24 protein-coding genes and 3 pseudogenes are annotated in these 23237 nt (G+C 37.4%); 15 read left to right on the top strand and 12 right to left on the bottom strand.

All coding sequences use genetic code 11. The annotated features are described in order from the left end of the window. A complete protein-coding gene (locus R4Z09_RS20105; protein ID WP_338448508.1) occupies nt 1-1689 on the top strand; it encodes a DL-endopeptidase inhibitor IseA family protein in 1689 nt (562 codons plus the stop codon). 333 nt (nt 1690-2022) lie between these two features. Here the strand turns inward: R4Z09_RS20105 and R4Z09_RS20100 are convergent, their stop codons facing one another. Both R4Z09_RS20100 and R4Z09_RS20095 read right to left on the bottom strand, forming a co-directional pair. Next, the gene (locus R4Z09_RS20100; RefSeq protein ID WP_338448507.1) at nt 2023-2823 is read right to left on the bottom strand and encodes a hypothetical protein; all 801 of its coding nucleotides are present in this window, start codon (nt 2821-2823) and stop codon (nt 2023-2025) included. Between the two features lie 15 nt (nt 2824-2838). Beyond that, on the bottom strand, nt 2839-3312 hold the full coding sequence (locus tag R4Z09_RS20095) for a flavodoxin (protein WP_338448506.1): 474 nt from the start codon (nt 3310-3312) through the stop codon (nt 2839-2841). 587 nt (nt 3313-3899) lie between these two features. Between R4Z09_RS20095 and R4Z09_RS20090 the strand changes: the two genes are divergently transcribed. Then, complete coding sequence (locus tag R4Z09_RS20090) at nt 3900-4136, top strand: spore germination protein (RefSeq protein ID WP_338448505.1); 237 nt, start codon at nt 3900-3902, stop codon at nt 4134-4136. Nucleotides 4137-4417: 281 nt separating this feature from the next. Further along, nucleotides 4418-4567: a hypothetical protein gene (locus R4Z09_RS20085; protein ID WP_338448504.1), complete on the top strand. Its 150-nt coding sequence runs from the start codon at nt 4418-4420 to the stop codon at nt 4565-4567. A 167-nt stretch (nt 4568-4734) separates the two neighbouring features. On the opposite strand, the gene R4Z09_RS20080 is transcribed toward R4Z09_RS20085, so the two are convergent. After that, nucleotides 4735-5487 carry a YibE/F family protein gene (locus R4Z09_RS20080; protein ID WP_338448503.1) on the bottom strand — a complete coding sequence of 251 codons (753 nt, stop codon included), beginning with the start codon at nt 5485-5487 and terminating at the stop codon, nt 4735-4737. Beyond that, a complete protein-coding gene (locus tag R4Z09_RS20075; RefSeq protein WP_338448502.1) occupies nt 5484-6605 on the bottom strand; it encodes a YibE/F family protein in 1122 nt (373 codons plus the stop codon). The genes R4Z09_RS20080 and R4Z09_RS20075 overlap by 4 nt, the downstream gene beginning before the upstream one ends. Before the next feature lie 446 nt (nt 6606-7051). On the opposite strand from R4Z09_RS20075, the pseudogene R4Z09_RS20070 reads away from it, so the two are divergent. From R4Z09_RS20070 to R4Z09_RS20050, 5 genes and pseudogenes are all read left to right on the top strand, one after another. Continuing rightward, nucleotides 7052-7932: pseudogene (locus R4Z09_RS20070) on the top strand (metal ABC transporter solute-binding protein, Zn/Mn family); the annotation flags it as partial. Between the two features lies 1 nt (nt 7933). Continuing rightward, nucleotides 7934-8695 (top strand): annotated as a pseudogene (locus tag R4Z09_RS20065) (metal ABC transporter ATP-binding protein). Then, nucleotides 8670-9092: a metal ABC transporter permease gene (locus R4Z09_RS20060; protein ID WP_338448501.1), complete on the top strand. Its 423-nt coding sequence runs from the start codon at nt 8670-8672 to the stop codon at nt 9090-9092. Before R4Z09_RS20065 ends, R4Z09_RS20060 begins: the two are co-directional and overlap by 26 nt. 124 nt (nt 9093-9216) lie before the next feature. Next, nucleotides 9217-9480: a metal ABC transporter permease gene (locus tag R4Z09_RS31145; protein WP_422392204.1), complete on the top strand. Its 264-nt coding sequence runs from the start codon at nt 9217-9219 to the stop codon at nt 9478-9480. 12 nt (nt 9481-9492) lie between these two features. Beyond that, nucleotides 9493-9921 (top strand): metal-dependent transcriptional regulator, encoded by a 429-nt coding sequence (locus R4Z09_RS20050; RefSeq protein ID WP_338448500.1) that lies wholly within the window; start codon nt 9493-9495, stop codon nt 9919-9921. Between the two features lie 68 nt (nt 9922-9989). Here the strand turns inward: R4Z09_RS20050 and R4Z09_RS20045 are convergent, their stop codons facing one another. The 5 genes from R4Z09_RS20045 to R4Z09_RS20025 form a co-directional block, all read right to left on the bottom strand. Continuing rightward, a complete protein-coding gene (locus R4Z09_RS20045; RefSeq protein ID WP_338448499.1) occupies nt 9990-10211 on the bottom strand; it encodes a hypothetical protein in 222 nt (73 codons plus the stop codon). A gap of 68 nt (nt 10212-10279) precedes the next feature. After that, nucleotides 10280-10855: an HMA2 domain-containing protein gene (locus tag R4Z09_RS20040; protein WP_338448498.1), complete on the bottom strand. Its 576-nt coding sequence runs from the start codon at nt 10853-10855 to the stop codon at nt 10280-10282. Then, nucleotides 10827-12929 carry a cation-translocating P-type ATPase gene (locus tag R4Z09_RS20035; protein ID WP_338448497.1) on the bottom strand — a complete coding sequence of 701 codons (2103 nt, stop codon included), beginning with the start codon at nt 12927-12929 and terminating at the stop codon, nt 10827-10829. Before R4Z09_RS20035 ends, R4Z09_RS20040 begins: the two co-directional genes overlap by 29 nt. Further along, nucleotides 12922-13470 carry an HMA2 domain-containing protein gene (locus R4Z09_RS20030; protein ID WP_338448496.1) on the bottom strand — a complete coding sequence of 183 codons (549 nt, stop codon included), beginning with the start codon at nt 13468-13470 and terminating at the stop codon, nt 12922-12924. The genes R4Z09_RS20035 and R4Z09_RS20030 overlap by 8 nt, the downstream gene beginning before the upstream one ends. 15 nt (nt 13471-13485) lie before the next feature. After that, a complete protein-coding gene (locus R4Z09_RS20025; protein WP_338453315.1) occupies nt 13486-13779 on the bottom strand; it encodes an HMA2 domain-containing protein in 294 nt (97 codons plus the stop codon). A 669-nt stretch (nt 13780-14448) separates the two neighbouring features. On the opposite strand from R4Z09_RS20025, the gene R4Z09_RS20020 reads away from it, so the two are divergent. Genes R4Z09_RS20020 through R4Z09_RS20010 form a run of 3 tightly spaced genes read left to right on the top strand, consistent with a single transcriptional unit; the run spans nt 14449 to nt 16798 of the window. Then, a complete protein-coding gene (locus R4Z09_RS20020; RefSeq protein ID WP_338448495.1) occupies nt 14449-14691 on the top strand; it encodes a FeoA family protein in 243 nt (80 codons plus the stop codon). A gap of 12 nt (nt 14692-14703) precedes the next feature. Next, nucleotides 14704-15429, top strand: coding sequence for a FeoB small GTPase domain-containing protein (locus tag R4Z09_RS20015; protein WP_338448494.1), 726 nt, complete (start codon nt 14704-14706; stop codon nt 15427-15429). Further along, on the top strand, nt 15401-16798 hold the full coding sequence (locus tag R4Z09_RS20010; protein ID WP_338448493.1) for a nucleoside recognition domain-containing protein: 1398 nt from the start codon (nt 15401-15403) through the stop codon (nt 16796-16798). The genes R4Z09_RS20015 and R4Z09_RS20010 overlap by 29 nt, the downstream gene beginning before the upstream one ends. Nucleotides 16799-17174: 376 nt before the next feature. Here the strand turns inward: R4Z09_RS20010 and R4Z09_RS20005 are convergent, their stop codons facing one another. Further along, nucleotides 17175-17555 carry a hypothetical protein gene (locus R4Z09_RS20005; protein WP_338448492.1) on the bottom strand — a complete coding sequence of 127 codons (381 nt, stop codon included), beginning with the start codon at nt 17553-17555 and terminating at the stop codon, nt 17175-17177. A gap of 206 nt (nt 17556-17761) precedes the next feature. Between R4Z09_RS20005 and R4Z09_RS20000 the strand changes: the two are divergent. Next, nucleotides 17762-18517: pseudogene (locus R4Z09_RS20000) on the top strand (SDR family NAD(P)-dependent oxidoreductase). Nucleotides 18518-18793: 276 nt separating this feature from the next. After that, the gene (locus tag R4Z09_RS19995; protein WP_338448491.1) at nt 18794-19402 is read left to right on the top strand and encodes a hypothetical protein; all 609 of its coding nucleotides are present in this window, start codon (nt 18794-18796) and stop codon (nt 19400-19402) included. A 439-nt stretch (nt 19403-19841) separates the two neighbouring features. Here R4Z09_RS19995 and R4Z09_RS19990 read toward each other — a convergent pair whose 3' ends face one another. Next, nucleotides 19842-20207, bottom strand: coding sequence for a TetR-like C-terminal domain-containing protein (locus R4Z09_RS19990; RefSeq protein WP_338448490.1), 366 nt, complete (start codon nt 20205-20207; stop codon nt 19842-19844). Between the two features lie 5 nt (nt 20208-20212). Further along, on the bottom strand, nt 20213-20413 hold the full coding sequence (locus R4Z09_RS19985; protein ID WP_338448489.1) for a TetR/AcrR family transcriptional regulator: 201 nt from the start codon (nt 20411-20413) through the stop codon (nt 20213-20215). Between the two features lie 190 nt (nt 20414-20603). On the opposite strand from R4Z09_RS19985, the gene R4Z09_RS19980 reads away from it, so the two are divergent. Together R4Z09_RS19980 and R4Z09_RS19975 are read left to right on the top strand one after the other, a co-directional pair. Next, nucleotides 20604-22100, top strand: coding sequence for an aldehyde dehydrogenase family protein (locus tag R4Z09_RS19980; protein WP_338448488.1), 1497 nt, complete (start codon nt 20604-20606; stop codon nt 22098-22100). 72 nt (nt 22101-22172) lie between these two features. Next, nucleotides 22173-23225 carry a zinc-dependent alcohol dehydrogenase family protein gene (locus R4Z09_RS19975; RefSeq protein ID WP_338448487.1) on the top strand — a complete coding sequence of 351 codons (1053 nt, stop codon included), beginning with the start codon at nt 22173-22175 and terminating at the stop codon, nt 23223-23225. Nucleotides 23226-23237 lie beyond the last annotated feature (12 nt).

Genomic DNA, 23237 nt, shown 5'->3' with positions numbered 1-23237 from the left:
ATGAAAAGAAAGAGTCGTTTGCTCACTTTTTTTATCATAGGTTTTTCCATCCTTTTAACGGGCTGCGGCTTTTTGCCAGAGCCTTCCAGCTTAATACAATCTCCCCGAATGGCGAGTGCCGGCATGCAAAATATAACATCTGTCGCAGAAAACTATCTTCCAAAAGGAACAGTTCCTGTCATAGCTAATGCCCCTATAGGGAATCAATCCATTCTTCCTTCTGATTTTGATGGGGACGGTAAGATGGAATCGGTTGTTCTTTACCAGTCACTTAATAATACGCGTGATGTCGGGGCAATCGTGCTAAAGGAAAAAGGCGGAGGGTTTGAAAAGGTTTTTTCAAGAAAGGGACCTGGATATGAGATTAGTTATGAGGCAACAAGTGATCTGACTGGTGATGGTCATGATGAATTGCTCATCGGCTGGAAGATCGGTAATATGGCTGGAAATGTGCTTGAAATTTATACATGGGAGAATAAAGAATTCAAGCTGATTGGGAAACAGAACTATCATGAATTGGAGGTCATTCGCCTAAAAGGGGAAAAGACTTATAAATTGGCGGTTTGGCAGAAAGAAATGAATGATATCTTTGATGTGAAGCTTCTAAAGTGGGAAAAGAATCAGTTTGAGGACGATCAAGCAAGCCTCCCGTTCTATTATCCTAAAGTCGTTGAGTATTACCAAAAGAGGAGTGAAGCGGTTCCTGATCAAGCACAATACTGGTACTATCTAGCTGATGCCCATCTAAAAGCCAATCATCCAGGTGAAGCGCTAATGGCGATTAATCAAGGAATGAACAATCGTATCGTGGTTCCTTCCTTCCATGAATTCGAGGAATTAAAAAACAAAATTAAAATTGAATTATTAAAGGGAGATGCACCTGTATCGTATCATTTGCCAGAGGCAGGAATGAACATGAGCATCCCAAGGGAGCTTTCACCTTATCTCCTTATTGAAGAAGAGAATGGCCCTTCAACAAATACTATTGTGTCTGTCTATTATACGAATGACAATAAACAAAAAGAAAAGCTTTTTGCTGTGGAAGTCTATTCAAAAGAAATGCTGTATGAAGAATTACCGCTTCAAAAAATAGCCGAATCAAGCCAATTTGTCTATTACCTTACTGAGGGGAAAGCGAATGAAGCATGGAAACAATCTGATTCTCATTATGAGAAAGCCTTGCTTTTAAGAGAAAAAATGATTTCCACTATTGTACCAGAAAGTGCCGACCCTTCCTATAGCAGTATGGAGGAAAAACAAGTTGTAGATGCTTTGACAAAGGCTGTCAATAAGTATTGGTATGTCACTAGCGGAGGGAATTTGGAAGGTGCGATTGAATCTTTCTTGTTTAATGATTTGGACTACCGCTACATGGGGTCGGAACTAAACTCAACTAAGAAATTAACTGCTTTTCTCGAAGAATCCTATACACTAGACGCAATCAATGCCTATACAAAAAGAGCGGGTATCATTACACATAACGGAAAACTGGCGCAGCCCAATGCAGATGGCGGTTCACTGCTAAATTATCAGAAAGCTACAGTTGTCGCCTATCAAGGGAATAGTAATGAAAAAGAATTTGATCTTAAAGTCCCTCTGGGTACTAGTTTATCCTATGAGTATATTCACATCGAGTTTCAAAAAACGGCTTCAGGATGGAAAATCTCATCTGAGCCAGGTACATTTTAGAAATAAAGGAAGTATTTGTTGTTTCCGTTATTAAATGGTAATCCCTGTGGAGTTTATTCTTTGCAGGATCTTAATGAAAATTTCAAATAAAAAAGAGACGGATTCAATCCAAAAATAAATGGTGGACTCATCCGGGCTTAATAAATAATAAAGGAAAGTTCTGAGAGAAAATAGATTCTCTGAAGAACTTTCCTTTTTGAATTTTATGATCGAATGAATCCTCATAAATCTTTATTTAGCCATCCAAATAAAAATTGAATCGAGCTCTTCTATATTCTCATATAGGTATTTATTACACTTTTATTCCTCGGTCAAGGGACTGTCCCTGCGTTCTTAATGCAGGACTGTTTTGAAAGACGCAGCTAGTAAATTGGATTTGTTTTCATTTTGAGCTTCAGGATGGTCATATTCTTTGTTATGTATACATTCTGAACAATGATCACAATTCCGCTTTACATAATATTCTGGCTTCTGAATGTGATCTTTCACCAATTCAAGATACATTAACCCTTTAGCAACATCGTGTTCAGTTGGAGTCATGGTATGACGATTGCCATCCAGTAGGGAGAATAATTCAATTTGATCTGGAAGGACCCCAAAAGCTTTTTTTGCAAATACGGCCAATAAATACTTGTATAAGGATACAATTCTATCATCGGTATCGAGTATATATTTTTTGATTGTGAACGTATTCTTACACCATTCTCCCATATCGATTGTTAAAGAAAGATTTGTTTTGAGTTCTTTCACGGGAACTTGGAGTCTTTCATATAAAAACAATGGTGGTTCATCTTGTTGATTGGATGTTAAAAATAAGAGCAAATGATCAGTTATTTTTGCCAAAGTAACATAGTACTCAACTTTACTCTCAAATAAACTGGGATGAATATAGTCTCGATATTGAACAATGATCTTTAACAAATTTAGTTCATTTTGTTCCTTTAAGGGCAAACGATAATAATCAAGGATGATTTTATGAACAAAGAATTCAACCATCTGTCTTCCAAGATCCTCACCACTACTATTTTTTCTTAAAATATATTGATGATAAAATTTATTAGGGCATCTTATGAAGGATTCTAAATGATTATCGGTAAGGGTTTTTATAGAGATCAGATGGTTCTTCCTTTTCATAAAAATTCCTCCTGTTTATTTAGATATTTGACAATTTTCTTGTTGATTTAAATGATTAACAAATTCACTTCCAAACTGTTTGCATTGCTCAATATCTTCCGGTGAAGGGCTTGTATCAACCTTTAATCCATTAAGAACGACTTCAGCTCCACGTTCTTGTAGTTTTGCTATTAATATATCTACAGCACCAGCGAAATCTTCATATACGGTATCCCCGGAACCAAATACAACAGCCTTTTTTCCAGATAGATCAAGCTTATCCATTTCTTCATAAAAATCTAAAAACTCATCTGGTAAAGCGCCTTCGCCCCATGTATAGGAACCGAGCAAAATCCCATCGTATTTCTCAAGTTCTGAAGCAGAAGGGTTATCAAAGATATCGTTTATTTCTAAATCTTTTCCAGATTCTCGTATTCCCTCTGCAATTGCATTGGCCATTTCCTCAGTATTTCCAGTCATTGAAGCATAAATCATAATCATTTCAGACATTATGTTTCTCCTCTCAATAAAAAATATTTTTGTTTAGGTTTGGAACAGTGATTTATTGGAATCTTGTTGAAATTGATAATCATTATCAATAATAATGATAATCGTTATCAATTAAAATTGCAAGAATAAATTGATAATTAATTATTGGCACTATGATGCCCCGGATGAGTGTTGCCACTAGTTGCAACACTTAATGAAAAAAATCGTTTCTATAAGGGGCGGGAAGAAGACCATGCGACATTTGTTCCTCATGTCATTATTCGGTTTTTCGATTTAGTCTAAAAACTGCTTCAGGATGGAAAATTTCATCGGAGCCAGGTACTTTTCAGAAATAAAGGAAGGATTTGTTGTTTCCATCATTAGATGGTAATCCCTGTGAAGTTTAATCTTTGCAGGGATTACTTTTTAATTTCATCATAACTACAGTTGAAACACGAGAATCCGCCTGTGTTCCCCGCTGGTTTGTTTCTTCAATAAGATAGGATAATAAACTATATATACTAAATTCCATGTTTGTCCATTTCCTATAATGCTTGTTTAACATATTTTATATTAAATTCAAAAGGCTTGTATAATAGGAGGCCCTTATGTCTAATCAAATTAATATTTTCAACCTGTACGTAAACGGGATGACACAAAATGCAAACATTAATATTGGAAGAACATTACAAAATAGCCATACGGCAAACGTAAAATTATTTGGTGCTAATTTTTCAGTGGGAGATTTTTCACCTGCAAAATCCCTGATTATTACGGTGATTCAAGATCCTGATATATGCGATCAAGGCCAAATCGAAAATCCATCTTCATCAGAAAACAATTAGAGAATAGCTCATGAATCCTTAGTCAGATGTCTAGAATTAAATAGAAGAACCACCATATTGGAAGCGAGGACGTTAATTCAAGAAGGATTGACGTTTTTTTCGTTGTAATTATTGTTCGAATGGAGCAGGTTTAGTGAACAAAATATTCAGCGGATGGAGCCTGACACATTGTCTTATTGTAAAAATCATCATGAGCCTTTCGAATAAAGTTTAAATTTAAACGCAAAATAAAGGGGAATGTAAAAACTAATATAAATAGGATGAAATGTAGGAGTGAACTTATGGATAAAAACAAAGGGAAAGCACCAAATATATCAGGAAGTTTTCAAGTGATTGCAGATGACAGAAAAGATGCTATTGATGAATTGAGAAAAGACAACAAATTAGATGAAGAAACAGAATACTACGCACGTATTTTTATGGAAGAATAGGCGTTTCTTTCAAGAAAAAAGAGACGGTCACATTCTAATAATGAATGGTGACTGTCTCTTTTTTTGTTACACAAAAACCTTGCATATAATAAATCTCTAGAAACAAGAGCTCTTTACAAAAGAGTAATACAATTGCAACTGGGAAGATGAACTTTCAGAACCGTCATTTATTTTTTTACTAAAAAGTATGCATAAATCCATGAAGTGATGGGAATAACGAGGGCTACTCCGATTCCGGTACATAGAATGGAAATCATTTCAGTGTTAAATACTTTGGAATTGACGATTTCTCCGAATGAATAGGAATACTCTTTAAACCATAGGATTAATCCTAGGTAGCTTCCAAAGAAAGCGAAAAATAAAGTATTCGCACTTGTCCCTAAAATATCCCTGCCAATTCTTAGTCCAGAAGTGAATAATTCCTTCCGGCTAATGGTGGGATGATGAAGAAATACTTCGTACATAGGTGAGGAAATCGCCATGGCCGTATCTGTAATCGCGCCGATGGCAGCCATAATCAACACAGCAGCTCCAAGTTTCGCAAAATCGATTCCAATATAAAGGGAAAAGACGCTTAGCTCTTCTACTTCTTCTTCACCAAACCCTTGAATCATCGCTATCTTCGTTATTAGAACAATAAACAATAGTAAAGAACCAATGGTGACCATCGTAGAAAGGAAGGCTATTTTAGTTTTACTATTGATTTCATTAATATAAAAAAGAGTGATACAGCTAATTACAATACAGGCCAACACTGTGAAAATAATTGGATTAATCCCGGGATGTGTCAAAAATAGAAAACCTATTAGTACAACACCAAAATTAAAAAATAATGCCAAAAAGGATCTTGTTCCTTTTTTTCCGCCAATCCATCTCATTAATAAAAACAAAATAACAGCTAAACAAACGAGTACATTCATGCTTTGGCCCTCTTTTGCCGAATGAAGAAAAGAGTAATGTACAGTCCAATCGGAATCGTTAACACAATACCAATCCCCCCTGCAAGTGCTCGTGCCAACTCCAGTGATAGATTCATTGAAAGAGTGAATCCTAATGAAGAGGCATTTTTAAAATATAAGATAATCATCGGAATGGAACCGCTAATATAGGCAAAAAACAAAATATTGGTCATGGTTCCCATAATATCTTTACCAATATCCATACCAGACTTCTTAAGTGCCTGTACCGATATATCATTCTTTTTTTCAAATAATTCAAATAAGGAAGATGACATGGTAATGGCAACATCCATAACAGCTCCTAAGGATCCAATAAAAACTCCTGCCATAAAAACCAATTTGTGTGGGCGCGTAATAAATTGCATTTCTTCATACCGCAGTCCTCGTTCGGATGTTAACCACATCACAGCATATGTAATCAATAACGAAAGGAACGTCCCTAGCAGCGTAGCTATAATAGCTGCATAGGTTTTTTCATTAAAACCATTCACGAGTAACAACGAGATTACCGTAAATAAAATAATGCTGATACCACAAATCCATAACAAACTAATGTCTGATGTGTTCAGATATATATCTAAGGCAATTGATAGCAATAAGGCATTAATGGCTAAGCTTATAATTGATAACAGCCCTTGTTTTTTCCCAACCAACAGCAATGTAAAAATAAACATCCATGTAACTAGGAGAAGATATTTATCCCTTTTCACGTCCTTGATCGTCCCAGTTAACTCTGATTCTTTCTCTGTCACTTGATCAATCGAAATAAACACTTCGCTGCCAACACGGTATTCATGATCATAAGCCCCTGATAACGAATACTGATTGGTTAAATGGATCTTCTGTCCTTTATGCGGTCCATTTTTCACTTCCGCTAGGATACCTTGAGTGAAAAGTCTATCTTTATTTTCATATATATCTATTACTTCCTTATGATCTGTCACTTTTGTTTCAATAACTTTAGCGATCGGTCGTTCATAGAATGAATGATTATGATAAACAAACAGCAAAGAAGCGACAAAACAAAGGATTAATAGGATGATTTGTAAAGAACAAAGCTTTTTAAATATATTGGACATACAAAACCTCCATAATTTAGGCAGGAACTGCTTGGATAATCTTGGATTATTAATAAGCCACTTAGTTAATTAGAATATCAAGAATGGTTTGAATCCGTCAAATAAACAATCAGCAATTGAAGCTATCTTCATCGCAATCTGTCTAGTTAGCAGGATTGTTAACTAGTAATAACAATAAAATATAGGAAGTTTTAAATCTTAAAATTTTAATTATGTCTAAAAAGTTTCCTTAAGCAAACATAATTGTTATTAGAAAAAAATGTTGACATAATCCATCTGTCTTTATATATTGTAATTAACAGAAAAGTTTCTCCAATACAAAAAATGAGGAAGAGGACAACTCTCATAATGTTAAGAAAAAAGTTATGGAGTTTATTGTGTTGAGTTTTATTTTTTAATTTACCACGTGTAGCCAAAATGAAAGTACCCCAAGTTCAAATGAAGGAGCATCTAAATCCAGTGATACACCATCTAGGCAATCAAAGGATGAAAAAATTACTGTTGTCACGACAATTGCACAAATCGGAGAACCATTATCTGTTATTGGTGGGGACCGTTTAGAAGTAATAAGTTTAATGGGACCATCTGTGGATCCACATCTTTATCAGGCAACGCATGGAGATATTCAAACGATCGCAAAAGCAGATTTGATTTTTTATAATGGTTTGCACTTAGAAGCGAATATGGTCGATATTTTAGAGAAACTGTCTAAATCAAAACCTGTTCTCGCCGTAGGCGATACGATTGACAAACAATTGCTGTTAAAAGATGAGAATAATGCAGTAGACCACATATTTGGTTTGAAATTGATCTTTGGAAACAAGCAATTGAAGCAGCTGTAGAAAAATTAAAAGAATACTCTCCGAATAAATCAGGTTATTTTGAATAAAACAAAAAGGGTTATTTTTCCAAATTAGAACAATTAAAAAAGGAAACTAAAAAATTACATGAAATTCCAGAACAACAAAGGATTCCTGTAACAGCTCATGATGCTTTTGGTTACTTCGGAAACATGCATGATATGGAAGTGGTTGGTTTGCAAGGATTAAGCACCGATGGGGAAATAGGTGTTTCAGATATTCAAAAAACAATTGATATGATTACAGAATGTCAGGTACCTGCCGTATTTGTTGAAAGCAGTATTAATGAAAGCTCCATCAAGGCTGTCATTGAGGGAGCGAAAAGTGGCGGAGTAAATGTTGAGTTAGGAGGAGAACTTTTCTCTGATGCTATGGGTAAAGCAGGAACAGAGGAAGGGACATATATCGGGATGTATCGTCATAATATGAACACCATCTACGAGGCTTTGAAGGAAAGGAATGAGTAAAATGTGCGAAATCGTACTCGATGTCAAAAATTTGGCAGCAGCATATTTCAAAAATACTGTATTGCATCATGTTAATTTTGAGGTGGAGGCAGGATCTTTAACTGGTATTGTTGGTCTGAATGGAGCGGGAAAGCCAACGTTAATTAAAACCCTATTGAATCTCCATCCCTCTTTAACTGGCAATGTTTTTTTGGATCCTCTTTAAAAAAATGAAGAAACGAATTGGGTATGTACCACAGAGAGGATCGGTGGATTGGGATTTTCCCACAGTCGCTCTTGATGTCGTTACGATGGGATTATATGGACAAATTGGATGGCTGAAAAGGCCATCCCGTTTACACCAAGAAAAGGCTTTTAGAGCATTAGAAAAAATGGGAATGGCTGATTATGCCAATCGGCAAATCAGTCAACTTTCCGGTGGTCAGCAACAACTGGTCTTTTTGGCACGGGCTTTAGTACAGGATGCTGATTTGTATTTTATGGATGAACCTTTGGCTGGAGTAGTTGCTGCAACAGAACGCGCCATTATGAACATTTTGAAAGAATTAAAAGCTTTAGGAAAAACAGTTATGGTTGTTCATCATAGCTTACAAACCGTTGAGAGGATTACTTTGACCATGTTTTATTCTTAAATCGCAAGGTTGTTGAGCATGGAAATACAGAAGAAGTGTTTACTGAACATAATATTGCCAAAACGTACGGTGGAAATATTCGCTGGATGGGTGGGATAAGACAAAATGTGGTCCATTCTATTAAACAGTAATACACAATGGGTATTCTTTAGCACCATGATTTTAGTGGTAGCAGCAGGAACAGTGGGATGCTTGTCCTATTGGAAACAACAAAGTCTCATGAGTGATGCTCTTGCTCATGCAGCACTTCCTGGTGTTGTTCTTGTATTCCTTCTGTTTCAGGAGAAACAGCTATTGATCCTCATTAGTGGAGCTGCAGTCAGTGCGTTAATAGGGGCCTTTTTTATTGAGTGGATCCGATCATCCACAAGAATTAAAGAAGATGCAGCCATGGGCATGATATTATCTATTTTTTATGGTTTTGGGATCATGCTCCTCACAGTAGCCAATCGGACGGTTGGAAATCAAAGCGGATTTACTGGCTCTTGTTTTTGTGATCGTGCTCTTGTTTATTGTGGCCTTTTATAAAGAGTAAAAATTACCACCTTTGATCCTGCACTTGCAGCTTGCCTAGGAATTCATACTTTATTGATGCATTATGTATTAATGAATCTTGTCTCCATTACAACATTTGCCTGCGGTTGGTGCCATTATGGTGGTGGCTATGCAAATTACACCTGCTGCTTCAGCCTATTTATGGACAGATAAACTTTCCATTATGCTGGTCTTAAGTGGATTATTTGGGAACATCTCTGCGATAGTTGGTTATTATATAGCAGCTCTGATCGACACTTCAATCTCAGGTTCCATGGCTTTTGTAACAGGTATCCTCTTTGTAATTAGTTTTATCTTTTCACCCAAGCTTGGGTTAATATCAAAGTATGTAAAGCCAGTAAGAGCTTCCACTATGGAGTAAAAAGTTGTTTGAATGGGAAGGATTGGTGAAAATGAAATGCTTACTTCCGGAATGAAACAGTATATGAAGCAAATATACTTATTATCAGATGGCGCTATACAAGTAACCCCCTTACTTGTAGCAAAAGCTCTTGGAGTTAACCGTTCTGCTGTTTCACGAATGACGAGAAAATTAGCTGATTATGGATTGATCCAGTATGAATATTATGGGAAACTATATCTTACCGAAAAAGGAAAACAACTAGGCAAGGCTCTTGTCAAACAACATGAAGTATTAAAACAATTCTTGGACATTATTGGTATCGAGGAACTCCATGTAAACGAAATGGAAGAGATTGAATTTAATATGAGTACTTGTGTTATAGAGAGGATTAACATGCTGAATCAGTACTTTAACCAAGATCAATCCCGTATTCAGTCATTTTATAAATTTTGTAATTAACATGTATGCCCCTTATATTTTTATAGAAGAAAAAGGGAGAAACAGCCTGTTGTTTCTCCTTTTTTCCCTTATTTTACTTGTTTTTCCGCAATCATATCTTCTAAACGTTCCTTTTGAGCGACTAACTCCTCTAAAGAAGGTTGATAAGAAGACATCGTTTGATTAAAAGCTCCTTGTGGTTGGATTAACCGCTGCAGTTGACCGCCATTTTGCTCGTATAGACGATAACCAACCGCACCAGCCACGGTTCCAGATAAAAACCCCATTAAAAAGTCCTTGTTTAATGCCATTATGATCTCCCCTTATTGTATCTTTTTTTGTTATATCATCATACATTTATGTATGAAAATATCTATCATTAAAGATAAACTACTTGATTGTCTCGCATTTCATGTACTAACTCTAATACATTAACGGCCCATGTCACTAAAGCCCCATGCAGGATGTTGGCTGGTCCGAGGGATCCTAAACTTAAGATCCCCGTAAGAATATCGGGGTGGTGCAGTTTATTCTTCGTTCCATGTGACAAAACAGCATAACCAGTCGCAATCACGGCACAATAGGTTAAAGCAGTCGGGTGTTTATAAGATGATTTTTGCAAGTAGGCAACGAGTAATAAACCACCTGCTATAAGGGAACGAAATATTCCTCTGCGAACATTAGGTTTAATGTGACCGATAAACCTATCTAGCGGATTAAAAGTCCCTTGATGAAAAAATAAAGACACACTTCTTAGTAAATGGTTTCGCGAGATTTCATCTGAGTTGTACTGAATCAGCATCGTTTGAATTATAGGCTCAATGCGTACCTGTTCAATCCCTTTTAAAGAGGAAAAAAGCGATTGAACCTCTTCATAGTTCTGATTTTCTATTGCTGGAATATGCAAACGCAGGCGTCCTGGAAGATCATGAAGAAGATAGAATTTGTGCTTCAAATTTTTCATCTCCCATCCATAAAATTCTCGCACTGTTCAGCACCACTCCAATTGTAGCCGCATTATGGATTGCTGCCCCTGCAACTGGAGAAATGATCCCAAGTGCCCCGAGTATTACAGCTCCTCCGTTTATCAAAAAAGTAACAACGAAGTTTTGTTTAATTATATTCATGGTTTTTTTGGATAATCCAACTAATTCCGGAAGCACTTTTGGGTTATCGGACGTAATCATAATATCACTTGCTTCGCAGGCGATATCGGTTCTTTTTCTTCCCATCGTGACCCCAATATTTGCATAAGCTAAAGCAGGGGCATCATTAATTCCATCTCCTACCATCATGACTGTACGATTTTGTTTATATTGCTTGACAAATTTGGCTTTATCTTCGGGTAAGGTTTCTGCATGATACGCATTAAGGCGCAGGCTGCGTGCTAACTGTCTTGCAACTGTATGTTTATCACCCGTTAACATCACAATGTCCTGAATCCCATGCTGTCGTAATTTCTGAACGGCACGGTCCATCCCAACACGAATTCGATCAAAAATACTGATCACACCAATTAGCGTTTGATCATAGGCCACATAAATGAAGTTTCCGTCTTTTTCAAGCTTTTGAACAAAATGATCCATTTTAATTTTTAGTTCTTTCATAAAGCGAAGGCTGCCCACTACCACTTGTTTCCCTTGCAAAGAAGTTAGAATTCCTTTTCCGATGATATTGTCTACTTTGGCATGGTCGTCTCGGTTAGGGATCTCAATGTTCCATTCTTTTGCCTGTCTAATAATGGCATCTGCTATTGGATGAGACGAATTCTTTTCGGCTGCAGAGGCCAATCGAATCACTTCTTCTTGATTGTACCCTTCACAAGGGACTACTTGCTGGACAAAAGGTGTTCCTTCTGTAATCGTACCGGTTTTATCAAGAAGAACCGTATTCAGCTTCGCCATTTCTTCGATATGATTACTTCCTTTAACAACAGCTCCCATTTTGGCGGCCTTTCCAATCGAAGCATAAAGAGCCGTAGCCGTGGACAATTTAATGCCACAAACAAAATCAATCACTAACATATTGAGAGCTCGATTGACATTTCGCGTGAATAGGAAGGACATCAGGGCTAAACCAAATGAAACAGGAACCATTTTTTGAGCTAAATGATCAGCCATATGTTGAATGGGTGCTTTTTTATCCTGCGCTTCTTCTAATAATTTGACAATTCGCGAGATTGCGGTATCGTCACCTACTTTTTCAACGAGAACGACGAGATGGCCATCCTGTAAAATACTTCCTCCATAAACTTGATCCTCTTTTCCAGCCTGCTTTGGCATATATTCTCCTGTAATCGAGGATTCATCGACGATTCCCTGTCCCTCGGTGACAACCCCATCAACAGGAATTTTTTCGCCAGTAAACACGATGACTTTATCACCAATTTGAACTTCATCGAGTGCTACCTTTTCCTCGGTTCCTTGTTCATTGACTTTCCAAGCATAAGTGGTATCAAGACTCATGACAGAATGGATATACTCTTTCGTCTTTTGCGACGTATGTTCTGTTAACAGCTCGCTAATGGACGACATCATCGTTATCACAAGGGCAGACCCTGGATTTCCTAAATAGAGAGCGGCAAAAATAGAAGCAGCTGTTAACGTATCCGCATTTGCTTTTCGATTCTGGATCAGACTCAATGTCCCATTTTTTATCACACCAAGGGATGAAGCAATAGATGTGAGGATAGCTGCCCAATGGCTAATTCTTTTCATCACTAAAGAAACAGGGCGACTCTGGATATACCAGTTCGCTAGAAACATAGCTCCACATGCGGCAATAGGGACAAAATCTCTCCATGGGAGAGGTTGAATCTTTTTGCTGCATACTGGTCGAATGAACTTTTTAAGCGTATACAAGGATAGAGAAGTATCATGGTGAATGAGAGCGTTACCTGTTTCTTTGGTGTATGTAGCGGAGTAGACATAAGGAAGTGATCGAATATAACATTCAATTGCAGAAGGAGTTAAGGAACTTTCTAGATGGATACGGGTCCGACCGGGTAAAGAGTGTACCACACTAAGCATGTGGTTGTTCACTTCCTTTTCCTTTTATGATTGTATAAGCCCAATACAATATACTTGATGAAAAAGCAGGAGAATGACTGAATGATTGGACCCCTTTTACCAGTAAAAACAGAACGAATAAACTATCGAAATCAGCCAACCCGTTTGTTTGCCTTTTAATTCCTTTGTCCACTGTACCTATAGTTTTCTGAAATCCCCTCATAAGCTTAGCATCTGTGTGAACGATAGCATCCGAGGCCGTTTGGACAATACATTGCATGATTTCATCTAGGTCTTGTTGGCTGATATGGGGCATGGTAAATTCTATTGTAAGACTTCCAGTAATAGAAGATGCTTTAGCAGATAAAATGAAAGGATGTTTTTCTACTTTTTTGCTTAAAGCATTAGCGACTGTATCATTTTTCCAACTATCACATTGTATCCGAAGCCTTCCTGGCATGGCGTGAACCACTTTTATTTTTTGATCTCGAAACTGTGACATTATTTTAGGAGCCACTAAGGACATCCCTATTCCCATAAGAGTAGAAATCAATCTTTTCATCTCTCCTTAGTTCATTCACTTTAATAGGTACACTTGATCAAGCACGCGAAACCATGAATCTAGTTCTTGTAAATTTGTTATATAGGAAGTGTCATAGGTGATGACTAAACTTCCTGTTATAAAAGTTGGTTGAACAGAAAAAATCATGGATTGTGCTTGTAATTCTTTTATGACTGTCTCCATCAGGGTTTTGTTTGTCCTCCATTGTAAAGATTGAAGACGTATACGTCCCGGGATAAAGTGAACGATCTTAATATCATATTTCACAAGCTTTTGTTTTATGTAATTCAATAAAATATAATCTTTCATTTTCCCCAACATGAAATCTCCCCTGTCTTTTTTATACTTTACCAAATATGTTTCCTTAAGGCAACTCATTTATTTAAATAATCTAACAATTTGAATTCTTTAAAAGTTAGATATAAAACTATTGACTGCAAAACCGTTAAATAATTAAGTTCTAAATATATTTCGTTTATCTAAAAAAATTACCTTAGAACTTCTTTTTTTCTATAGACTTAAAAAGTTGCACAAGGTAAAATAATATTGTTAATAATAAAGAGAATTTACTGGAAATTGATTATAGGGTTTTTAATTAGTAAAAATACAAAGGTGGAAAGAGAGAATTGGTTTTGTTAAATAAATTTAAAGTCGAGAATTATTTTTGGTCTTAGGAAACATTTTAACATTACTAAATAAAATAAGAATAAAGTGAGTTGATTTAAAATGTATCTATCTAATCGGATCAAAAAGAAAATTATCGTAAATGCCTATCTTTGTAAAGTTTTCGGTGTGTTAAACGAGGAAGAGTATTATTCAATTGTTAACCTGTTTAGTCAAATCACAATCAATAAATACAACGAAAAAGAAGGTCCTTTGAAATCTATAGGTAAATGTTTATTTTTTTTACCTTTAGATTTTCCTTTGGGAAACATTTTTTTCTATGGGAAATTAATTTAGATCATGGAGGAACTAAACATGCCTTTGTCAAAAAGCTTAAAACCGCTGTCTGACTGTTCAAAGGGAGAGCTCTTTGTCATCCAAGAGTTAAAACTAGAAGGGGTCATGAGAAGGAGATTATTAGATTTAGGTTTTGTAAAAGGTGCAGAGGTCTTGGTGCTTCAAAAAAGTCCATTAGGAGACCCAACCGCCTTTCGGGTTAGTGGCACAACTGTAGCTCTTCGGAATGAGGAAAGTTCAAAAATATTGGGTGAAGTGTGAGGAGGGGTCTAAGTGAAAGTTAATCGAATTGCTCTTGCAGGTAACCCGAACACAGGGAAAAGTACATTATTCAATACCTTAACAGGATTAAAGCAGCATACAGGTAATTGGTCAGGAAAAACGGTCTCTCATGCAGAAGGGACATATAAATATCAGGGACAAGAGTATCTGTTCATTGATTTACCCGGTACTTATTCTTTGTTTTCTAACTCAACGGATGAAGAAGTAGCAAGGGATTACATTGTATTTGAGAAACCAGATGTCACATTGGTTGTAGTAGATGGTACATCAATGGAAAGAAATCTTAATCTAGCCCTCCAGGTTTTAGAGATGGCAGATCATGTCATCATTTGTATTAATCTGATTGATGAAGCGGAGAAAAAAGGCATTGTGATTGACGAGGAAAAACTGTCGTCTAAACTTGGCGTTCCTGTTGTAAAGATATCGGCACGTAACAAACGAGGAATCGATACTTTACTTAATACAATTGCAAGGCTGCTAAAGGGCGATATTCAAACAAAACCCTATCGACTGACCTATCGAGCGGAAATTGAAGAACAAATTAATCAATTAGAACCTATTGTTAGTGAGTTGATAGGTGATGGATATCCATCAAGGTGGATCGCACTGAGACTTCTAGATGGAGATGAAGCCTTGCTAAAGAAGCTCCACGAACAAATAAAGAGTAACGGAAGTGAGGTGAAGCCATATGAATTCGGAACCATCATCCATTCGTAATTCATTAGACAGTTTAATCAATGAGGGAAAATCGAAAATAAATACGGCTATTAGGGATGATATTGTAAGCAGTATTTATGATACAAGTAAATCGTTATGCAAAGAAACGGTAACATATCAGAAAGTAAAGTCCAACCGATCAGATATCTTGGATTCCATATTCACTTCTCGGCTCTTAGGATTTCCTATTATGCTGCTCATGCTTGGTGCGGTTTTTTATGTTACCATCGCAGGTGCAAATGTACCTTCTTCCCTGATTGCTGAAGGCTTTGGCTGGGCAGAGGGCAAGCTAACAGCGGGTTTTCAGGCGAACCATGCACCTGAATGGCTGCACGGAATTCTGGTTCTTGGGTTATTTAGAGGAACAGGCTGGGTCATAAGCGTCATGCTGCCGCCAATGGCTATTTTTTTCCCAATTTTCGCTTTGTTGGAAAATTACGGGTATTTACCAAGGGTAGCATTTAACATGGACCGTTTATTTAAACGGGCAGGCGGGCATGGAAAGCAAGCACTCACGATGGCAATGGGCTTTGGGTGTAACGCAGCAGCCATTTTATCTACGAGAATTATAGAATCACCACGAGAGAGGATGCTGGCGATTCTAACCAATAACTTTGTCCCATGTAACGGAAGATGGCCCACGTTGATTTTATTAGCCTCTCTTTTCATGACTGCTGGTTTTGCTGGAGCGGGGGGCACATTAGCAACAGCAGGTATATTAATGGGATTTGTCCTTTTCGGAGTCGTCGTTACTTTAACTGTATCGTGGGTACTTTCTAAAACGGCTTTAAAAGGAGTTCCCTCTCATTACACACTGGAGCTTCCTCCCTTTAGAAGGCCAAAGATAATAAATACGATAGTAAGGGCAAGTATTGATAAAGCTTGGAATGTCTTAAAAAGAGCAGTCATAGTAGCGGCACCGGCATCCATTATCACATGGATTTTAGCGAATGTGTTTATTGGCGATACAAGTATATTAATGTATTTTATTAACTTCCTAGATCCATTTGGAAAGGCTTTGGGGTTAGATGGGTTTATTTTAGCCGCCTTTATCCTAGGGCTGCCTGCCAACGAAATTGTCGTCCCTATCCTTATCATGGCCTATTTATCTCAAGGGGCTATGCTTGAAATTGAGGATTTAGGCAGGTTAAAGCAAGTGTTTATAGACCACGGCTGGACCTGGTTAACGGCCTTAAATATGATGTTATTTTCGTTATTGCATTTTCCGTGTGGAACAACACTATTTAATATTTATAAAGAAACGAAAAGTAAGAAATGGACCTTTATGTCGTTTGCGATTCCAACAGCTATCGCCATTGGGGTTACATTCCTAACAGCTACTGTTGTTCGACTTTTTGGCTGGGTATAGGAAAATAAAAATCGATGATTATATATTGGAAGCTGCCATACTTATGGCAGCTTTCGTACATTTTTAAATATGGTGATTATAAATATTATCAATTAGGGTGGATTTTTTACTAGTTTTGATTGGACATGAGGGAAGTACCATTTTAGTCATATTGAATGGTTTTAAAGAATAGTAAGTACGCTCTTCCGTGTAATTATTTCTTAGAGTTTGGGTTGCTGGCAGCCCAAGCTGCCTAAAACGGCAGAACCGTCCCCATGTAACAGAAGAAAAACTGAAAACGAGTATGGAATGAAAATAAAGGCTGGTTCTACGGCTGTTTAGGCAGCAAGAGAACCAGCCTCTTATATTGAATGCTCATTAATAACGAAAAGGATTCTTAATATCCTTTTGCATTTAAAGCTTTTTTAGGATATCCTAATGCATTAACCATTGCATCGTATGCAATGAACACCTCTACATAAGTTTTTTCAATATGCTGCAAATTGACTTCTTTTTCAAAGTTATTTAATACGCCTGTAAAGTCTTCCCTGAATAATTCCATTTTTTGTTGAAATAATTGGATCTCAGCCAATTGATCTATAGTTGGATCAATATATGTATACACATTAAACGAATGTTGATTCGCACAAAATTTTTCATATAAGTCAGAACGCTCTTTACCTTTTTTCTTAGCACTACGCTTTAAATCCTTCGTGCTTTCTAAGACATTCTGTCCCTGCTGCAAAATCACTTCGATAGTATTATTTGTTGAATCCATTGATATTACGACCTTTCACCAAAGTTTCATCATGTTAAATAATTTAAATAGTAGGATATACCTTCACCATCAATTATAGCACAGTAGAAAAACATATGGGTTGAGGGGACAGGTCCGTTGACTCAAAAAGGGCGAAATAGCTACGTGTTGAAAAAAATATCTTAATTATAGACAAAAATCGAACGAATAAAGGGGTAGTATTACTTATGGCAAAAGAACGGACAGTAATCGTTACAGGTGCAGCTCAAGGAATTGGCTTTGCGATTGCTCAAGGCTTTAATAATAATGGCGACTTTGTTGCAATCTTTGATCTTAATGAAGAAGCTGCCAAAAGTGCAGCAGAAAAATTAGGAAATGCAAAAGGATACAAAGCAAATGTGGCAAAAGAAGAAAGTGTTAAATCAGCAGTTGAACAAGTTATTGCCGAACGTGGAACCGTTGATGTCCTAGTTAACAATGCAGGAGTTCAGTTTATTTCTCCTGTTGAAGAGTTCCCAAAAGAAAAATGGGATCTAGTTGTCGGTGTTATTCTAAAAGGGACATTCTTAACAACGAAACATGTTCTACCTGCTATGAAGAAACAAAAATATGGTCGTATCATTACGATTTCTTCAGGACACGGCAGAAGACCTGATGCGTAAAAATCCGCTTACGTTGCAGCGAAATATGCCCAAATCGGCTTTACGAACGTAGTAGCAATGGAAAATGCACAAAATGGGATTACAGCTAATTCGATTTTACCTGGACCGACTCGTACTGAACTAATCGAAAAACAATTACCAAAACTTGCAGAAAAAGATGGAACAACGGTTGAAGAAGCATTAAACCACCACATCTTAGGTGCTCAATGGATGAAACGTTTACTTGAACCTTCTGAAAATGCAGCTACAGCTCTATTCTTAGCTTCAGACGGCGCAGCTGCGATCACTGGAGAAGCGATTGGCGTTACTGGAGGGGAATAAGATAAAGTTGTTCGTCAAGATAATAAAAAGACCATTAACTTTCTACATATAATATAGAAGGTAGTGGTCTTTTTTACTTAAATGGGTATAGTGAAATACATTATAAAGATTGGAATACGATAGATGAAGATTGGAATATGATAATTGATAAGTATCCATGAAGGTAAGAATATCCGCAGATAGACGATGAATGGTAAAATAATAGTGAATACAGAGCTTCATAAGACTTTAAGTGTATACGGGGTTTTTGAAAATTTTAATGTGAGGAGAATGATTATGAACGTTGCATTAAAAAAAACTATCCTTAAATGGGCTCTCGTAACTTCAGTTCTATTTCTTATCATCGGATGTTCAAGAAACAGTAATCCGACGAGCGGTAATCAAGATCAAGAAAACCCCACCACCAGCGAAAGGCAAAATACTACTTCCGACAAACCTGACCCATCTTCTTCCGCTTCATCTGATGCATCCAAATCAATTGTTTATCAAAATACACAATACGGTTTTAGCTTTAATCTTCCTTTAAGTTGGAGTGGTTATTCAATTATCACTGATCAGTGGGAGGGGATCGCTGCTAATGGAGGTCCAAGCGGAAGCACGGTAGTTGAAACAGGTCCGATTCTATCTATTAGAGATCCGAAGTGGACGAAGGAAACTCCGCGTCAGGATATCCCGATTATGGTATTTACACTAAATCAGTGGAACTCACTTAAGCAAGAAGAATTTCATATAGGAGCGGCTCCTTTGGACCCAACTGAATTGGGTCGAAACAATCATTATGTGTTTGCCCTTCCTGCACGATACAACTATGCTTTTCTACCGGGATATGAGGATGTGGAGAAAATTTTAGCGGGAAATCCGCTACAGATAACCCAAATAAATTAAAAATCAAGGAATAGTAATGAATGCAGCTTTTCAGTAAGAACAACTAGTAAAAGAATAGACGACCCCGGTAGTACTAGAGGTAAAGCGAACAGTTATAAAAATCATTTTGAGAATGATGACAATACAAATGAAAAGAGACATTCACGATTCAAAAATGAATGTTGACTGTTTCTTTTTTGTTACACAAAAAATTGTATCTCGTATTCCTAGAAAACAGGAGTTTTTTACAAAAGAGAAAAAAGTTGCAACTGGGACGATGAATGTCACTCCGGCCCTTTCACAAAACTGAACAATTTCCCTAAATTGATGGGACGTTTTGGACCCCTTTGTCTATATAACAATGGTGAAAGGGTGGTGCAGAAGTCATGAAAATTAAATCAGCCCAGAAAATTGGATTAAGAACAGACCTGTCCCTACGTCCGGTCACTAAGCCCCAATTTCACATAAACTTTATTGGTATGTAAGCTGGCAATTTTAACGACTTGTTCTGACATGTAATCTTTAGAATGGTTGAAATCGTTTTCAATCCATTTGAGATGAAGCCAATTAAACCGTGTACCCGAAAGGAATAGAAGAGTTCTAGATCCACTTGTTCATCAGTTATAAACTCAATATCCTCTCGAAAATGCTGTTTCATTAGCTTAATCAGTTTTTCGCGAAAGTCATGATTAAGATTAGATCTGAGCATTAATTTATAGAAATCTTTGTTGGCTAAAAAATGATCAAAGATGGTTGTAAGGGTTAGATCCGTAATGAATACTTCCTTTTCTAAACTCCAATACGTCTTTCTAATGGAAATAAGCATTTCTGCTAATATTTCTTCATTAAATCATCCAATAAATCTTTCTTTTTTTCATAGTGAATGTAAAAAGTACCTCTATTATAATCGGCTTCTTTGATAATATCCGTTATTGTAATATCATCAAAGGTCTTGATTTTCAGTAAAGATAGCAGCGCTTTTTTTAATGAATTTTTTGTTCTTTGGACTCTTTTATTTTCGTTTTTTTTCATCAGCATTTCTCCCATTTAAAAGGTTTATATTTTTTTCTTTTTTTAATAAACAATTGTCAGTGAAGTTGTTCAATAATCAACATTACTGAATATTTTGATTATTGAAAAATATTTATCCTTTTATTATTATAAACTTACTTACATAGTACTGGCTACCAGTAACCTTTCGAAATAAAAGGAGGAGTTTCGCATGTCTACAACCTTAATTTCATTAAATCCAAAAGCAAGAGAATTTACGTCAAAACCATTAAAAATGTTTATTGGTGGCCAATGGGTCGATGCTATCAGCGGGAAAAGAACCGAAATAAGAAATCCGGCAAATGGTGAGTTGATTACAACCGTTGCAGAAGGGGATAAAGAAGATGTCGATCTTGCGGTTAGAGCGGCAAGAAAGGCTTTCGAAGAAGGACCATGGCCAAAAATGAAGCCGAATGTACGTGCAAGGCTGATGTTAAATTTAGCAGATTTAATCGAAGAGAACGCTGAGGAATTAGCTCATTTAGATACGCTGGATTATGGACAGCCGGTATCGCTAACGACTGGTTTTGCGGCAGCAGCTGCTGACAATTTTCGTTACTATGCAGGCTGGACAACAAAAATAACAGGTGAAACTCTTCCTTCTTCTACTCCAGGAAATATTTTCAATTATACAAGACGTGAACCGATAGGTGTTTGTGCTGGGATTGTTCCGTGGAATGCACCATTAATGAATGCGATTATGAAAATTTCAGCACCGCTTGCGGTCGGGAACACAGTGATTGTTAAACCGTCGGAGGAGACACCAATCTCTTTATTGCGATTTGCTGAACTGGTTCAAGAAGCTGGCTTCCCTGATGGTGTTGTCAATATTGTAACCGGTCATGGACCTACTGTTGGTGCTGCGTTGGCAGCCCATCACGACGTGGATAAAATAGCTTTTACGGGATCTACGGAAGTTGGAAAGTCAATTATTCGTGAGAGCGCCGGTAACATTAAAAAAGTAACGCTCGAGCTCGGCGGTAAATCAGCCCATATTATTTTTGCGGATGCCGATTATGAACAAGCCCTTGCCAATGCAGCCAATTCGATCTTTTTTAATTCTGGACAGGTTTGCTTTGCCGGTTCGAGATTATTTATCGAGAGTAAAATTTACGATAAATTTTTAGCTGATTTGGCTGATTATTCCCAAAACTATAAAGTTGGGAATGGCTTTGATAAGGAAACAGTGATTGGACCGCTCATTTCGGCAAAGCAGAAAAAACGAGTGCTGAATTACTTAGAAATCGGCCGGAACGAAGGCGCGGAAATGCTGATTGGCGGGGAAGCGACTGAAGCAGAGCTTGCAAGCGGTTATTTTGTTAAGCCGACGGTACTAGCCAATGTTCATAATGATATGACGATTGCAAGGGAAGAAATATTTGGTCCGGTCGTATCAGGTATTCCATTTGATGATATGGATGAAATGATTAAACTCGCAAATCAAACGGTATATGGCTTAGGAGGGGGAGTTTGTACAACCGATCTCCGCAAAGCCCATAAAGTAGCCCATGCGCTTCGGACAGGTAATGTCTGGGTTAATACTTACAATATCACAGAACCAAATTCTCCATTTGGCGGTTATAAACAAAGTGGACTTGGCCGTGAGAATGGTGCAGCTTCTATTGATATGTACACAGAAATTAAAAATATCTGGATGAATTTAGACTAACCATAGTAAGTTCTCAATGGGAATGTAAAGAACGTCAGAAATTTGCCATTTTTTTTAAGAGGGGGATAAATCATGAAAGCACTAGTATTGACAGAAATCGGGAAAAAGTTAGAGGTAAAAGAAATGCCAAGGCCTGGTTTAACCGATGAAGGTGTTGTTATTCGCGTGGAAGCGAATGGTATATGCCGAAGTGATTGGCATTTTATGATGGGCGATTGGAACTGGATTGGCCTGCAGGCGGAATTACCGCATATTCTTGGCCATGAATTTTCCGGTGTGGTCGAAGAAGTCGGGAGCCGGGTAAAGAAATTTAAAGTGGGAGATCGGGTGGTAGTTCCGCATGCCCATGGAGATGGAACGTGCGAATATTGCGTAACCGGCCATTCTAATTTATGTGACCATGGCAGCATAGCCGGTACTACCTACTGGGGAGGATATGGAAGATATGTCCATGTTCTGGAAGCAGACCGAAATGTCGTTCAATTGCCTGATAACGTAAGCTTTGAAGCAGGCGCTGCTTTAGGATGCCGATTTATGACAGCCTTTCATGGTTTGGTGGACCAAGCAAAAGTGAAACCTGGTGAATGGGTGGCAATTCATGGTGCCGGCGGGCTTGGACTCTCTCTTGTTCATATTGCCAAAGCGATTGGTGCGAGAGTCATCGCCGTAGATATTAATGATGAACCTCTCGAATTAGCAATGGAATTTGGAGCTGATATTACAATAAACGGTAGATACAGAGATGCTGTTGCGGAAATTATGGAAATAACCGATGGAGGAGCCCATGTAGCAGTAGATGCACTTGGCGTTGCGGCAACATGCCAGAATGCCATCAATAGTCTGCGGAAAAGAGGCAGACATTTACAATTGGGTTTAACATCCAAAGATGAAAAAGGAAAAATTGAACTGCCAATTGATTTAATTGTGGTCAAAGAGCTGGAGTTAATCGGCTCCGCTAATATGCCGGTTTCTCGTTTTCCAGATATGATGCGTATGGTCGAAAGCGGCATGCTGCAACCGGAAAAAATGATTACCAGAACAGTTGGATTAGAAGAAGCAGCTGACATTCTCGTCGATATGGGAGAGTTCAAAACTCCTGGGATTACCGTGTTAAATAGATGGTAAGATTTTATTTTG

The sequence above is a fragment of the Niallia oryzisoli genome (assembly GCF_036670025.1).
Taxonomy (GTDB): domain Bacteria; phylum Bacillota; class Bacilli; order Bacillales; family Cytobacillaceae; genus Bacillus_BD; species Bacillus_BD oryzisoli.
This window is presented reverse-complemented; position numbering and strand designations above follow the sequence as displayed.

Excerpts from the sequence above, each read along its gene's own strand:
- R4Z09_RS20060 (WP_338448501.1), top strand. The coding sequence starts at position 8,670 with ATGTGGTCCATTCTATTAAACAGTAATACACAATGGGTATTCTTTAGC.
- R4Z09_RS20095 (WP_338448506.1), bottom strand. The coding sequence starts at position 3,312 with ATGTCTGAAATGATTATGATTTATGCTTCAATGACTGGAAATACTGAG.
- R4Z09_RS20030 (WP_338448496.1), bottom strand. The coding sequence starts at position 13,470 with ATGAAAAGATTGATTTCTACTCTTATGGGAATAGGGATGTCCTTAGTG.
- R4Z09_RS20050 (WP_338448500.1), top strand. The coding sequence starts at position 9,493 with ATGGGAAGGATTGGTGAAAATGAAATGCTTACTTCCGGAATGAAACAG.
- R4Z09_RS19980 (WP_338448488.1), top strand. The coding sequence starts at position 20,604 with ATGTCTACAACCTTAATTTCATTAAATCCAAAAGCAAGAGAATTTACG.
- R4Z09_RS20100 (WP_338448507.1), bottom strand. The coding sequence starts at position 2,823 with ATGAAAAGGAAGAACCATCTGATCTCTATAAAAACCCTTACCGATAAT.
- R4Z09_RS20085 (WP_338448504.1), top strand. The coding sequence starts at position 4,418 with ATGGATAAAAACAAAGGGAAAGCACCAAATATATCAGGAAGTTTTCAA.
- R4Z09_RS31145 (WP_422392204.1), top strand. The coding sequence starts at position 9,217 with ATGGTGGTGGCTATGCAAATTACACCTGCTGCTTCAGCCTATTTATGG.
- R4Z09_RS20090 (WP_338448505.1), top strand. The coding sequence starts at position 3,900 with ATGTCTAATCAAATTAATATTTTCAACCTGTACGTAAACGGGATGACA.
- R4Z09_RS19990 (WP_338448490.1), bottom strand. The coding sequence starts at position 20,207 with ATGCTTATTTCCATTAGAAAGACGTATTGGAGTTTAGAAAAGGAAGTA.
- R4Z09_RS19985 (WP_338448489.1), bottom strand. The coding sequence starts at position 20,413 with ATGAAAAAAAACGAAAATAAAAGAGTCCAAAGAACAAAAAATTCATTA.
- R4Z09_RS20035 (WP_338448497.1), bottom strand. The coding sequence starts at position 12,929 with ATGCTTAGTGTGGTACACTCTTTACCCGGTCGGACCCGTATCCATCTA.
- R4Z09_RS19995 (WP_338448491.1), top strand. The coding sequence starts at position 18,794 with ATGAACGTTGCATTAAAAAAAACTATCCTTAAATGGGCTCTCGTAACT.
- R4Z09_RS19975 (WP_338448487.1), top strand. The coding sequence starts at position 22,173 with ATGAAAGCACTAGTATTGACAGAAATCGGGAAAAAGTTAGAGGTAAAA.
- R4Z09_RS20075 (WP_338448502.1), bottom strand. The coding sequence starts at position 6,605 with ATGTCCAATATATTTAAAAAGCTTTGTTCTTTACAAATCATCCTATTA.
- R4Z09_RS20025 (WP_338453315.1), bottom strand. The coding sequence starts at position 13,779 with ATGAAAGATTATATTTTATTGAATTACATAAAACAAAAGCTTGTGAAA.
- R4Z09_RS20045 (WP_338448499.1), bottom strand. The coding sequence starts at position 10,211 with ATGGCATTAAACAAGGACTTTTTAATGGGGTTTTTATCTGGAACCGTG.
- R4Z09_RS20080 (WP_338448503.1), bottom strand. The coding sequence starts at position 5,487 with ATGAATGTACTCGTTTGTTTAGCTGTTATTTTGTTTTTATTAATGAGA.
- R4Z09_RS20010 (WP_338448493.1), top strand. The coding sequence starts at position 15,401 with ATGAATTCGGAACCATCATCCATTCGTAATTCATTAGACAGTTTAATC.
- R4Z09_RS20020 (WP_338448495.1), top strand. The coding sequence starts at position 14,449 with ATGCCTTTGTCAAAAAGCTTAAAACCGCTGTCTGACTGTTCAAAGGGA.
- R4Z09_RS20005 (WP_338448492.1), bottom strand. The coding sequence starts at position 17,555 with ATGGATTCAACAAATAATACTATCGAAGTGATTTTGCAGCAGGGACAG.
- R4Z09_RS20105 (WP_338448508.1), top strand. The coding sequence starts at position 1 with ATGAAAAGAAAGAGTCGTTTGCTCACTTTTTTTATCATAGGTTTTTCC.